This is a genomic window from Pseudoalteromonas sp. MMG033 (genome assembly GCF_057197785.1).
The window spans coordinates 406,837-420,493 of sequence record NZ_JBXVAL010000002.1 but is presented as its reverse complement, the minus strand read 5'-3'; the positions used below and the strand labels follow the sequence as shown (position 1 = coordinate 420,493).

9 protein-coding genes are annotated in these 13,657 nt (G+C 37.1%); 8 read left to right on the top strand and 1 reads right to left on the bottom strand.

Features of this window, described 5'->3' with window-relative positions:
• Positions 1–218 precede the first annotated feature (218 nt).
• Positions 219–1,142, bottom strand: a complete 924-nt coding sequence (locus AC2CZC_RS23210) for a hypothetical protein (protein WP_484585632.1) — start codon at positions 1,140–1,142, stop codon at positions 219–221.
• 304 nt (positions 1,143–1,446) lie between these two features.
• On the opposite strand from AC2CZC_RS23210, the gene AC2CZC_RS23205 reads away from it, so the two are divergent.
• The 8 genes from AC2CZC_RS23205 (at position 1,447) to AC2CZC_RS23170 (ending at position 13,569) form a co-directional block, all read left to right on the top strand.
• A complete protein-coding gene (locus tag AC2CZC_RS23205) occupies positions 1,447–2,913 on the top strand; it encodes a thioredoxin family protein (RefSeq protein WP_484585631.1) in 1,467 nt (488 codons plus the stop codon).
• A 77-nt stretch (positions 2,914–2,990) separates the two neighbouring features.
• On the top strand, positions 2,991–4,058 hold the full coding sequence (locus AC2CZC_RS23200; RefSeq protein ID WP_484585630.1) for a trans-sulfuration enzyme family protein: 1,068 nt from the start codon (positions 2,991–2,993) through the stop codon (positions 4,056–4,058).
• Between the two features lie 4 nt (positions 4,059–4,062).
• Positions 4,063–5,487: a KamA family radical SAM protein gene (locus AC2CZC_RS23195; RefSeq protein WP_484585629.1), complete on the top strand. Its 1,425-nt coding sequence runs from the start codon at positions 4,063–4,065 to the stop codon at positions 5,485–5,487.
• A complete protein-coding gene (locus AC2CZC_RS23190; protein WP_484585628.1) occupies positions 5,480–6,961 on the top strand; it encodes a class I tRNA ligase family protein in 1,482 nt (493 codons plus the stop codon). Before AC2CZC_RS23195 ends, AC2CZC_RS23190 begins: the two co-directional genes overlap by 8 nt.
• Positions 6,954–8,201 carry an MFS transporter gene (locus AC2CZC_RS23185; RefSeq protein ID WP_484585627.1) on the top strand — a complete coding sequence of 416 codons (1,248 nt, stop codon included), beginning with the start codon at positions 6,954–6,956 and terminating at the stop codon, positions 8,199–8,201. The genes AC2CZC_RS23190 and AC2CZC_RS23185 overlap by 8 nt, the downstream gene beginning before the upstream one ends.
• Positions 8,202–8,226: 25 nt before the next feature.
• On the top strand, positions 8,227–9,465 hold the full coding sequence (locus AC2CZC_RS23180; RefSeq protein WP_484585626.1) for an ATP-grasp domain-containing protein: 1,239 nt from the start codon (positions 8,227–8,229) through the stop codon (positions 9,463–9,465).
• Positions 9,450–12,515: an efflux RND transporter permease subunit gene (locus AC2CZC_RS23175; protein ID WP_484585625.1), complete on the top strand. Its 3,066-nt coding sequence runs from the start codon at positions 9,450–9,452 to the stop codon at positions 12,513–12,515. The genes AC2CZC_RS23180 and AC2CZC_RS23175 overlap by 16 nt, the downstream gene beginning before the upstream one ends.
• A gap of 1 nt (position 12,516) precedes the next feature.
• Positions 12,517–13,569, top strand: a complete 1,053-nt coding sequence (locus AC2CZC_RS23170; RefSeq protein WP_484585624.1) for an efflux RND transporter periplasmic adaptor subunit — start codon at positions 12,517–12,519, stop codon at positions 13,567–13,569.
• Positions 13,570–13,657 lie beyond the last annotated feature (88 nt).

Sequence of the window (13,657 nt, the reverse complement as noted above, 5' to 3'; positions counted from 1 at the left end):
GTTTGTCGTTTTTGATAGGTTTATTTTAAATTAACTGACGATTGTAAATATTAATGATATTTATATTTTGATAGGTTTTTATTTTAAAAGAAAAACAAAATTTATTTATTTTGTTTTTCTTAATGAATTGGCCTTTTTGTTTTTTAGTTCTATTTTAATTTTTGTTGTTAATTTTAAAAAATAGGACTTTTATTTTTTCTTTTAAGTTTCTAAGTTAATTAAGCCCTTGAAGCCGAAATTAGGCAGTTTGAACCTACATAGCTTACATTGAAAGGAATGTCACACTCTTTGTTAAATGAATGGAACTTACTCAGGAATGAATCTAACCTAAAACTTTTATTGTCAAAAACCTCATAATAGAGTTTGTCTATTTGATCAATGCTGCCAAACACCCTTATGTTATCTTCAATAATAGGGTTTGAATTAATAAGGTCTAATAAATGAATTCCTGTTTGGTCTTGCACTAAATGAGAGAAGTTATCTATTATTAAGTCTCGCAGTGTGGAAAAAGACTCTTTATACAGGTTGTAATGGGCTGCTTTTATAAAGACTGTTTCTGTGGCAAGCTCTGAAATAAGTTCATATACGTCATTGTTATTTAGCCCCTCATTAGATAAATCTGTTGATAAATAAACAAGCTTTTTATCTACTCCATCATGTCTAAAGGTAATGCTTACGCTATTTTCAAAATCTTTATATGTAGATATATCAGTCACTTGAAGTTTGAAAAGTTTCAGCATCATTAGAAGAACATTGGCAATGCCCATTTCTTTTAAGCATTCTAAAGTGTATTCATCTTCTTTTTCTTTGTAAGAGGTTGCCCAACCGCTTTTGATGAAAGTCGAACTCTCTATGAATTTTTCAAACTTTTCTATGCATATTTCTTGATCTATATCCTCGTAGGGATAGGCTTGTTCTTGGCTGAAGATAATAAACTCTTCTATTCCACTACTTACGAATAGGTTTAGTGGAAATAGCAGGTCTATTCCTCCAAATGGATAAAACAAGGACTTTGATTTTCCATTAAATCGCTTACCGCCCCACTCATTGACTTGTTGATAGTATTTTATATTCTCATCAACGTTTAGGTTTTCAAAGCTTATCTCTTTATAAGAAATTAGCTTGCTATTTGAAACTAACACGACTTATGCCCCTTATTATTATTAATTAATAAATATTATTCTCACTTTAAAAAATGAATGTCAATATTATTTATTTTTTTGGATTCGTTGTGTTTTTTTTGTTAATTTTTAACCTTGACAAGGTAAAATTGATAAATTAAATTCGAAATCGAATATATTCTTTGAGTTGTTTCTGGTTTTTAGTTTGGCGCTTTTTGAGTTGTGCAGGGTTTTAAATCTAAACAATTTGATTTTAATAATTATTTTTAGATTCGACGTTTTAACAAGCGTTATATTATAACAATTATAACTAGGGGTACTTAACGTGTTAGTCAAGGAAGTAAATTGGAATAATCAATACGATTATGAAAAAGTTCTAGAGCAAGCTAAAGCAGAAAATAAACCCATTTTATTAGATCTACATTCAATATCTTGCCAGGGGTGTAACCGGTTGGAGAGCGATGTATTTTCTAATGAAGAAGTTCTCTCATTGATTGGCGATAGTGTTATACCGTTGCGAGTAATGACAGATAATCCTGATGAGAAGAGTCGTAGTATTATTAACAACCATATTTTCGTTTGGTCATCTACGGTACAACTCTTATCACCAAATGGTGATCGGTTTCATGAATTCAATGGAGCACCTCGCCAAACAAGGCACTCAGTCGGGTACGATAAAACTCACCATGAGCTTGATGGTAATTTGGATGCTGGTCGTTTTATTTCTCAACTTAAAATAGGATTGGGTAAAGCTTTATTACGTAAAGGAGCTTTTAAAGAAGCTGCCTCGATGTATAAGTCAGTGATCGAACATTCCAATGTAGCAGATGAGCTTGGTCTAACCGAGGCTAAACGTTGGTTAGATGTTGCTAATTCAAGTGGTGCTATGGATGTAACTTTTGCTAGAACACCTACCGAAAATATGTCTCCGTTCGCAGCAACAATTGAGAAGTTCGCTGACACCGTCTCTCGAGTGAGAGACAGAAATGTAATGGATGATTGGAAGGGGCAATTTCCAGATAGTGATTGGCGCTGGTACACCGATTGTTTGAGGGAGGTTGTGTTTCAGACCTATCAAAACTTGTGTTCATTCGCAAATGAGCTTGATGAAGCACGAATAAATAATGGGACTGCACAAAATCAGGCTCAGAGAATCTTGAATTTACATCATAAATCTTATCGAGATTTTCAGTCACATTTCGTTGGTATGCCAGATAGCCTATTAGACAAAGTACCATTACTGGGGCAGCGTTCTTTAAGAGAAAATATTGTACACTGTATGTTGACAGAGTGGTGGGCTCACGGCCCTCAAATACGCCATTCTATTTATCAGAAGCGCACTGGTCAGGAACCTTCAAAAATTAATTCAGATAGTATTATGACTGAGTTTGGCGAACCAATTCAGAACTTCGAAACAACAGCTGAATTATTTGGTAGATTTGAAGAGCTTCATAATAAGACCGTAGCAGAGTTTTCGACCATTACTGATGAAGAGATTAATACCCGCTCAGTGTGGTGGGAGCCGTCGCCTGTTACTGTTAAATTTAGACTCGATAGATTAGGTTGGCACTTACGTGATCATACTGTCAGTGTTGAGCATTTACTAAACCTATTGGAGCATAAACCTAGCGTTACTCAACGCTTTGCAAAGTTACTGTATAGCGGTTTAGGTATTGCTGAGGCTTCGATGATAGGCGCTGAGCTTAGTGATGAATTTAAGCAAAAACAATCTGCTTTAATTGAAGAGGTCACCCGATATACTCGTGACATTGAAAAAATGATCTCGGCCTAATTAAGTCAATCTGTTGATTTCAGATATTGGGGGCATTTCATGCCCCCTATTCTATTAACTTTATTAACTCAAATTTTATGAATGATAAGTTGGACAGCAGGTTAATACTGGCTCGAAGTACAGAACAATTAATCGATCTGAAAGTTAGTGCCAAAAGTCGATTGGCTAATGTTATGCGCATGCTCGAAAAGGGTGATGAAGGGTTCATTGTGCCTACAGGTACGAATGCCTTGTACACGGTTATTTCAGCATTCACATATACTAAATGTCACATTTTAGTCGTGGATAATATATATGGCCCCACTAGAACAATTTGTGAGGAGCTTAAAGCCAAAATCGATATCGAGGTAACTTATATCTCACCATATGATGTATCACGATTATCTGAGTATATTCGCAAGAATACGCAACTTATAGTCTGTGAAACGGTTGGTTCTTGGTCTTTTGAATTAATTGATTTGCCCACACTCTCTAGTGTAGCAAACAACTATAACATCCCTATTGCAATAGATAATAGTTGGGCATCACCTTATTTATACAGGCCATTAGAGTTGGGTGCTGATATTGTGATCGAATCAATATCAAAATATATTGGTGGTCATTCTGACCTGTATTTGGGTGCAATCGTCTCCCGCACAAAGTTTGCTAAGGAAATAAAGCGAGCTATCTATGTCAGTGGAGTTGATGATGGAGTCGATGAGAAAACATGTGAGTCTGCGCTTAGAGGCTTACATACTTGGCCATCAAGATTAGATCTAATTGAAAAGAGCACCGCTTTAGTGGTTGAGTCATTACAATCAATGGATTCTGTAAGCAAAGTGTATTATCCAGGGTGTATGGGCTTTGAACAGAACGATATATATATCAGAGACTTTAGTGGCTCTTCTGGATTATTTGCATTTACAGTTACAGACAGCTTCAGAAAACTCAATCGCAGCACTGATTTACTTACGTACTTTCGAGTTGGCCATGGTTGGGGGGGATATAAAAGTGCCATTATGTGTATGGCCGATTCCGTAACCAAGCCTAAGCGAACATGCCTAGCTTTGCCCGACGATCAAACCATGTACAGGATTAGTATTGGTCTTGAAGAGACACAAATGCTGATCGGTGACCTGGAAAATTGGTTAGTAAAAAAGGGGTAGCCATATGGATACTTTGTATTCTGAAGATACATATTTTCCAGATATAACAATAACTAAAAAGAAAAAAAGAAGCACACCTGAACACCTGCAATTTCAAGCAGATAAGTACTGGCAGAAAATCTCACCATATAAAAACGTAACAGTAGAAGAGTTCACGAGTTTTAAGTGGCAGAATAAAAATACTATTTTCACTAAAAAAGACATTCTAGCGTTTTTAATTGAGGTATCGTCGCCCGAATTTGTAAGCGATGTAACTCAAGCGTTAGATCTGGTTCCGATGCAAGTAAGGATTACACCTTATTTACTCAGTTTAATTAACTGGGATGATCCATTGTCAGATCCAATTAGGTTGCAATTTATACCTTTAGCTTCTGAAATATTGCCGGATCATCCATTATTGCTTTTAGACTCTCTAGCAGAAGAGGATGATTCTCCACTGCCCAATTTAGTCCACAGGTATCCTGATAAGGTTTTGTTTTTGCCTCAAAACCGTTGTCCAGTTTATTGTCGATATTGTACTCGGAGTTATAGTGTAGGGTCTGATACATCCATTGTGTCAAAATCTACAAGTGGTTGGTCATTGGAAAATCAAGAGCAGGTTTATAAGTATATAAAGAATAACCCTGATATTGAAGACGTAGTGCTAAGTGGTGGAGATGTCTATAACTTATCAGCCAAACATTTAAGAAGCATAACGCGGAGCTTGCTAGAAATACCAAACGTATTGCGTATCCGGCTTGCAACTAAAGGTCTTGCAATTAATCCAACGCGCATTACGGAAGACAATGATTGGACACAAGCATTGTTAGATGTAACAGACTATGCAAGGAAGTTAAATAAACAAGTTGCGCTACACACTCACTTTAATCATCCCGTAGAAATAACTGATCTTACTAAAAAGGCAATGGAGTTTTTGCATAGCAAAGGTGTGATTGTGAGAAATCAGACTGTGTTGTTGCGCCACGTTAACGATAATACTGCGACATTGAGCACTTTAATTAAAAAGCTATCAGCAATAAATATTCAGCCATATTACGTTTATCAACATGACATGGTCAGTGGTTTAGAGTTTTTGAGGACGCCACTTTGGAAGTTACTAGAGTTAGAAGAGCAAATCAGGGGGATGACAGCAGGGTTTAATACACCGACCTTTGTTGTCGACTTACCTGGAGGTGGCGGTAAACGTAATGCTTGGTCATTTAAACATTATGATACTAATACCGGGTTAAGTGTTTATGTTGCACCTGCTGTAAGAAAAGGACAAAAGCTCATATACGCAGATCCATTACATAGCCTACCAGAGCAGTTCCAGCAAAAGTGGGGTGACCAAAAGCTCCAGAAAAAAATGAAGAGTAAAGCACTTGAAAGTGCCGAAATCAGTGGAAATACGTTTGTCCAAAATCTACCTAAAAGGACTTGCCATGAGTAAGTATGTATTTATGTCATCTATCCCAACGCCAAATGGTAAATTACATTTGGGCCATATAGGAAGTCAGTATTTGAAGTTGGACGTATTAAAGCGTCATTACAATCGACTGGGCCATCAAGCTGTAACAGTGAATGGTACGGATACATTTGACAATTCAGTGATGTTTAGTGCACAGCAGCGATCTCAGTCTGTTGCCGATACGGTTAATTATTATTGTTCATCAATACAGTCATCATTGCGTTACTTGAATATGGAACAAGATATTTTTGCGAATTACATTGAGAAAGACTGGAATCTACGATTTCGCAATAGCTTAACTGAAGTGGATGCGTTATTGGCAGAGTATAAAGTTGAGGTTGAAGAGCTTTTTCCATATGAAAAAGAGTCAGGCCTACCAGTGAGTGGACGATGGCTTCGTGGAGAGTGCTGTCATTGCTCAGCCCCTGTTTGTGGTTACACTTGTGATTACTGTTCTAGGGAGTTGGCGCCAACCGATATTGTGGATCCAGTGACGCCAGATAATTCACCTATCGTCTGGCGTACTGTAAAAAATACACATCTTAGAATTAATGCCACTCAACTTAGAGAGTATACCAATCAACTTAACTTTCATAATAAATACAGATATTTAGTGGAAGAGAAAATTAAAGACAATCATATTTTAATACCATGGACTACCTATGATCGTTGGGGCATAGAAACTGGCAAGTATCCATATCAAGTATATTTATATCGCCACTCTACTTTTATAGATCAAGTGACAATCGGTGAAGTAGTTCGTGATTTACTAGATCTGAAAGTAAATGCATATGATGCAGATTCAGAGTGTGAGGTGGTATTGGCGTTTGGTAAGGATAATGCAGGGGCCGTGGTATCAGATTTGTCTGCAATTGCATTGGCAACAAATAAATTTAAAGCGAATGATCATATTTTAATTAGTGATTTTGTTACGCTGGAAAGTCAAAAAATTTCAACAAGCAGGCCTCATGCGATATGGGTTGAAGATTTATATTCCATGGATGAAATTAGCAGTGATTCGGTAAGGGCATATTTATGTCATAAACATAGGGTGGATGAGGATTTCGATATTTCAACCACGGAGTTGCATTCATTTTCTGCAAAAATAAGACATAATATTGAAGCAAAAGTGGCTCATCATATTGAAATAGTAGATGTGAATGAGCCGAGTTCAATACAAGCAACAAATCATCAGCGCATTCTCAGCTATCTATCACAACAATCCTCATTACTTGATCACAGTTGCCCTAAATTGTCGGGGGCATACGAGGTAATTGAGGAGTGGATTAATGATGAACAGTCTTGCGGAGAAAGATTGTCATCTAAAGATTGGCTAATCACATTTGTGTTGTTAGCGTCGCCTATACTTCCGTCGTTGTGTGCAAAAATTTCTGACAAGTTAAAGTTACATACACCCTTTACAGTTTCAGACTTTCGAGCGTTAACTGATGCGTGATTTGACTGAAGAAAAAGGTACAAAGGTAGGCTCATCTTTTTTCTATTGGGCCTATTCTGCTACCTTTTTAGCAGATGGGTTTTCGCTTGTCTTGCTGCCTCTTTTGGCTCTGGGGTTGACTGAGTCACCCCTTCTAGTCAGTGCTGTTTTTTTCGCAAGGACAATCCCTTGGCTAATTTGTTCTATTCATGCGGGGCAGTTTATAGACAACAAAGGCGCTTCGACAGTCTTTAAGTATGCACAATCTGTCCGCTTCTTGACGCTCATAGTATTGGCTTTTTTGATTTTAGGTCTGGATTATCTTGGCTATCCAATATTATTGTTATGTGCTTTTATTATTGGAGTGTGCGAGGTTTATTCAGATAACTCGTCTCAGACCCTCCTTCCGTCGTTAGTAGAAAAAGAAGAGTTAGGTCGCGCTAATTCAAGGTTACAGACTCTGGAAACCGCGCTGAGCTTCTTTATTGGTCCTTCTCTTGCTGTAATCATATTTACTAATGATTTAGGTTATGGGGTGATAACTACAGGGGTGTTATACCTTCTTGCACTCATCGTATTTCATGTACAGTTGTTAGATATGGAAAAAGAGAACATATCCCCCAGTACAGAAAAGCAAGATAAGTGGACTGGAGCGAGCATCGTTGTTCGATCGACAGTACTAAGAAATATGGCTATGACTACATGTATTTCAAATGCAGTACTCTCAGGCTTTGTTGCGGTACAGCCTTTGCTTTTAACTCAATTACTAAATTTACCGAATGCGTATATAGGTTATATGTATACAGTTTATGCAGTAGGGTTTGCCGTTAGTTCATATTATGCTCCAAGGCTACCTGCGTATTTTGAACTGAGTTCAATTCTGCGCTGTGTTATTGTGGTGTTCCCTATCCCATTTTTTTTAATTAGCTTTTGGCCATCTCTATATTCATTGATTGCAGTTGTAATTATTTTAGGTCTGCTGAATGCCATATGGGGCTGTTTGACAATTACATATCGGCAGCAAAACACACCAAAAAATGTGCTCGGTCGAGTGAATGCATTTTATAGAATGGTTTCTTGGGGAACGCTCCCTCTAGGCTCTATTCTAGCTGGTCTAGTCGCAGAATACGGCTCCTTCCAGACGCTATACTTTTGTTTTGGGATTTTTTTACTTTCTCTATACGGTGTTTGTCGAACGCTCAACGCTGAAATTTTTAGAAAGGATCGAAAATTCTTGAGTAAATGCAACCTCTTAAATTAAGAATAATAAATGGAGTACTTAACTCATGAATATATTAATATTGAATGATTTATTACTAGAAAATGCCCCATATCATGACTGGTTTGAAGGCTATGCTGATAACCTCTACCTTATTTCTTCACCAAATTACTTCAAAAATCAACCTGAGGCTGGCGAGAAAACGCTGGAAAAGTATCAAAAATATATATTTTTAAATAACTTTTCGCTAAATGGCATGGTGACGCAACAGGCAATAGAGTGGGTTAAAAAATACAAAATTGATCGCGTAGTCGCACTTGCTGAGTTCGATATTGAACGTGCAGCCTATATTAGAGAAGCCTGTGGCTTAGCTGGGCAGTTGCCCATAAGCGCAAGTGCGTTTAGAGATAAATTCGTGATGAAAGACTATGTTGCTCAGAGCGGCGTAACTATACCAGAATATTATCCGGTGGATGATATGGGCCAACTACTTGATGCGGTTAATAAAGTTCAATTTCCATGTGTACTTAAGTTTAGATGTGGCGGCGGCTCTGAAGGTACTCGCATACTTAAAAATGAGGAGGACTTTAACGCGTGCATCACCACCCTTTTTAACTCTTTAGAGCGCGCAAACCTAATGCTAGAGTCCTTTGTTGAGGGGGAGATGTATCACGTTGACGGCATAGTTGTTCATGATGAAATATATTCTATCTGGCCATCTTTATATATAAATGGGTGTTTAGCATTTCAGGAGAATAAATCACTAGCAAGTTACACGTTAGATAAACATAATCCTCTCACGAAAAAACTGATTGAAGCGACAAAAAAAGTACTTAACTCCCTTCCTTCCCCTACTTCATTTGGCTTTCATGCTGAGTTCTTTGTTACACCTCAAGGAGAAATTGTTTTTTGCGAAATTGCTAGCCGCATTGGCGGTGCCGGCGTTGTTGAAGCTTATGAAGGGGCTATGGGACTGCACCTAGAGCACACATTTGCATTATGCCAAATTGATGCTGTAGAGCGGAATAATATAGAAATTAGGAAAGTGAACAGTGAGCTCTTCGGCTGGTGTTTGATCCCTCCAAAGGAATCAACACTGATATATGCTCCGAGCTCGTGTAATTATGATTGGGTACATGAGTACAAACTGCATAGCCAAATTGGAGTTACTGGTGATAAGGCAACATGTAGCGTATCAAAAGCTGCCCATTTTATCTTCTCAGGTGAGTCGGAAGCTGAACTTCAGCAGAAGGTGAATGAGATCAATTTGTGGTTTGAGAAGAGCGTATTATGGAATCAAGAATAATAAATCAATATAGCCCCTATATTGTTGGTGGCGTATTCATTATTATCATTCTAGGTTTGTTGAGTATGTTCCGCTTGCCTGTTCAGCTATTACCTTCGATAAACTATCCACAGCTTACGATTACAACTGAGTGGAATTCGGCTTCTGCTGAAGAGATTGAAGAGTTAATCATTCAAAGGCAAGAGCGGGTGCTGAGACATGTCTCTGGGGTGAGGTTAATAGAAAGCACGATTTATCCAAGTTTTGGTTCAATTACAATGACTCTTTCACCTGAATCAGATCTTAATCGTGCCTTGATTGAAGTCACCAATAGGTTAAATCAAGTTACTAACTTACCCTTAGGTGTTAAAGAGCCTAAAATCACTGTTGGCGGTGATACTACATTGATAATGTATATGTTCTTACATTCAACTCGTTCGATGGACAGCGAGTTGTTTGAATCTAAATTAAACCCATATAAAGACAGAATTAGACAACAATTTAATTCTGTTGACGGGGTCTCTAGGCTCGATTTTACTATAGATAGGGTTAACATCTTAAATATTGTATATAACCCGCACGCCTTGGCATTTTATAACCTCACAATTGAGCATATATCAGAAGCCGTCAATGCATCCGGTAATGTTTCTTTAGATTCTGTAAACTCAAGTCAACTACAATACACAGCTAGATATAATGGTAAATATGAGCTGGATGATATTGCAAATTTAGCGATTGCACACCAAAACGGAAGAGATGTATTTTTGCGAGATGTTGCGACGGTCACTAGGGGAATTGAATCTAGAACTGCATTTGCAATTGTTGATGGTTTGCCCGCGTTGGGCATGGCAATTTATCGAGAGCCGAATGCAAACGTGCTTTCATTAACTAAGGCACTCAAAGGTGAGGTTCAAAAGTACAATGAGGCGCATGTTGATGATGAACTCAAGCTAAAAGTTACATTAGACAATTCTGTTTTTGTTGATCAGGCAATTTCTTTTTTACAAGTGAATTTATTTATAGGAATTGGGCTGGCATGCTTGGTTCTTATGCTTTTTTTGAGGCGCTGGGATAGTGTTTTGATTGTTGCCATTTCAATTCCTTTTTCCCTTTTTGTTACTTTCATTGTATTTTGGCTGATGGGTCGAACAATGAATATTATTTCAATGGCAGGCATTGCATTTTCAATAGGTGTAATTCTAGATTCTGCTATTGTGGCCCAAGAAAATATCATACGCCTATATCAAAAAGGCGAGAGTAAACTTCGTGCTTTATCTGAGGGGGTTAAAGAGGTCGCTCCAGCATTGACTTTTTCGACGATTACAACGATATCTATCTTTTTCCCAGTGCTTGTTTTGCAAGATTTTGAGGGAGCATTATTCTCTGATATTGCTTTATCTGTTTCACTTTCACTTACTGCATCATTATTTTTCTCAATTTATGTAATGCCTGTTTTGGGTAATTACATAATTAAAAAACCGGGTAAGCAAGATAAAATGAGCTCTGTTTGGAACAGGCTTGCTCAATGCGTTAATACCTTAACCTTATCAAGAAGCAGAAATATATCTTGGCTTATAATGACTATTGCTGTGACATCAATTGGTTCCTATTTGTTGTTCCCTAAAACTGATTTTTTACCTCAGGTAAATAACAATAGAGTTGACGTATATTTTAAATTACCTGAAGGGGGAAACTTAGACTATATACAATCGTCAGTTGGTGATGATGTCAGTGCTAGAATAAAAGCTTATATACAAAGTGGCATGGAGCCGCATATAGGCAGTTACTTCTTTTATAGCTATGGCTCAAGTGTTACAGGCATGGGGATCAGGGCCAAAAATGAAGATGAGACTGCTCAGCTCATAGATAAGATAAAAAATACGATTTTTTCTGGCGCAGAGGGATGGTCATTTTCGTTGTATCAATCTTCATTGCTCGACCTAGCGATTCCAAATTCGAGAGAGTTTATAGTTGATATCAGTAGTTCTAGTCAGTCTGATTTATATAAAGTTTCAGAATTACTGAAAACGGAGTTAATTAAACATTTTCACGATGGATTAATTAGATCGATCCCTGACTCTTCTTCGCAACAAAGAGAGCTCATTTTTGAACCAAAAGATCACTGGCTACAGCAAGTAGGTATGAATAGGTCTGAATTAGCTCGAGTTGTGCAGAGCATGGTTGGTGGGGTGTATATAGATACTTATTTTGATGGTAACTATAATATGCCTATTAAACTTGTTGCAGAAAAAACACCTAAAACAGAACACGTATTGAACCTTCCTGTCGTTACTGAAAGTGGTATACAACCTCTATCTAATTTAGTGTCCTTATCTAGGGAACTTGGGTATGGCAATTTAAAACGAATAAATGGTAAGCGTACGGTGTCTTTAGTTGTTAACCCAGGAGCTAATATCACTATTGGTGAAGCTGCTGAGGTAATTCAAAAAGAACTTAAAAAGCATCAAAGTCGAGTTGTTGATTCTGGTATTCATATACAACTGAGAAGTACAAGTGAGCGCTTTGAAAGCATAGCAGCATCATTGCAAGTAAACTTCTTTGTTGCAATATTTATCGTTATTGTACTTTTGTCTATTTTATTTAAATCAATAAAAGATGCATTTATTGTTATATCTATTATACCAATATCTATTTTTGGTGGGCTGCTAACATTAAAAATAGTTAATTTATTTACTTATCAGTCTGTAGACTTTTTGACTATGTTAGGCTTCATCATCTTAGTTGGGGTTGTTGTAAATAATGGGATATTAATTTTAATCCAAGCTCGTAAGCTAAATGAATCACTCTCTGATTTTAATCAGATTGTTTGTACATCTATTCGTTCAAGGCTGCGTCCAATATATATAAGTACATTGACTACTGTATTAGGCATGCTCCCCCTCCTGTTAAGTCCCGCTGTTGGAACAGAAATATATCGCGGTATGGCTGCTGTAATTATTGGAGGCCTATTGTTTAATGCAGTTTTGGCACCTTTCCTAATGTCAGCAATTCTCAAGGTGCTCCATGAAAGAGATAGTGAGATAAGAAATAAAATAATAAGTAGAGCATAAGATGAGAATAACTATATTAATTATAAACTTGTTATCCTTTATTTGGGTAAAAATGGCATATGGGGTTGAAGTTGAAGTTGAAGTTGCAAACTTAAAATCAGTTTCTAACCAAGTTGTAGTAGCTGGAAATGTTACGAGCAAAGGTGATTTGAGCATTCATACACAAGTTAAAGGGACTATTAAGTATATTGCTGATCTTGGGAGCCTTGTGAAAAAAGGTGATGTCATTGTTCAACTCGTTGAGGAACCTCTAGCGCTCGAGTTAGCCGAGCAAGAATCAATTCTTGATAGGGAAATCAGTAAACTTGAAAAAATACAGATAACGCTGTCAAGACTTAAAAAGTTACAAGGTGAAAACTACATTTCTGAACAAGATATTGAGCTAACTCAAAGTGAATTAAATATCGCAAAAAATAGCATAAATGTTGCAAGAAGCCGATTGAATATTATCAGAGATCTTTTAGAGAAAACCACAATTTATGCTCCAAATGACAGCGTTGTGTATTCACGATTATTTAATAATAATGAATATGTTAGCGAAGGAGAAAAAATACTAGGACTAATTGATACACAGACTACAGAAGTGGTTGCGAAGCTTCCGGCAAAATATATTAATCATATCAAGGTAGGCCACAAAGTGGCAATTGATAGCTATCATACGCGTCAGGAAGGTTATATAGGCGCAGTGGTGCCATTTACCGATCATAAAACACAGGCTATAGATGTTGTTATAGTCCTTAGTAAAGAAGTAAGTGAAACGCTGGTCACTGGTAGTCGAGTTTTGGTTACGTTTGACATTGAACATGATAGCAATATTGCGGTCCCTAGAACTGCATTAAGGTTAACTGATGGTGCTCAGCCATATTTATTGAAAGTGACCGATGCATGCACCATAAAGAAGATAGAAGTCAATATTATGGAAGAAGGTGACAATGAGTTAGTTCAAGTACGTGGAGATATTTATGACGGAGATATGGTGCTTGTTTGGCCTTTTGAAAACGTCAATGAAGGGCGAAAGGTTCAAATAAGTGGACACAATAAGTGTATTTCCTAACTCGTAATTTGTGCTTTGAAAAGAGAACTTGCGTGCCGTAAAGGCTTGTGTTTTTTACATGCATCTAATTATATTATAATTTTTAGAT

Coding starts and splice junctions, on each gene's coding strand:
- AC2CZC_RS23200 (WP_484585630.1), top strand. CDS start 2,991: ATGAATGATAAGTTGGACAGCAGGTTAATACTGGCTCGAAGTACAGAA.
- AC2CZC_RS23195 (WP_484585629.1), top strand. CDS start 4,063: ATGGATACTTTGTATTCTGAAGATACATATTTTCCAGATATAACAATA.
- AC2CZC_RS23190 (WP_484585628.1), top strand. CDS start 5,480: ATGAGTAAGTATGTATTTATGTCATCTATCCCAACGCCAAATGGTAAA.
- AC2CZC_RS23185 (WP_484585627.1), top strand. CDS start 6,954: ATGCGTGATTTGACTGAAGAAAAAGGTACAAAGGTAGGCTCATCTTTT.
- AC2CZC_RS23180 (WP_484585626.1), top strand. CDS start 8,227: ATGAATATATTAATATTGAATGATTTATTACTAGAAAATGCCCCATAT.
- AC2CZC_RS23175 (WP_484585625.1), top strand. CDS start 9,450: ATGGAATCAAGAATAATAAATCAATATAGCCCCTATATTGTTGGTGGC.
- AC2CZC_RS23170 (WP_484585624.1), top strand. CDS start 12,517: ATGAGAATAACTATATTAATTATAAACTTGTTATCCTTTATTTGGGTA.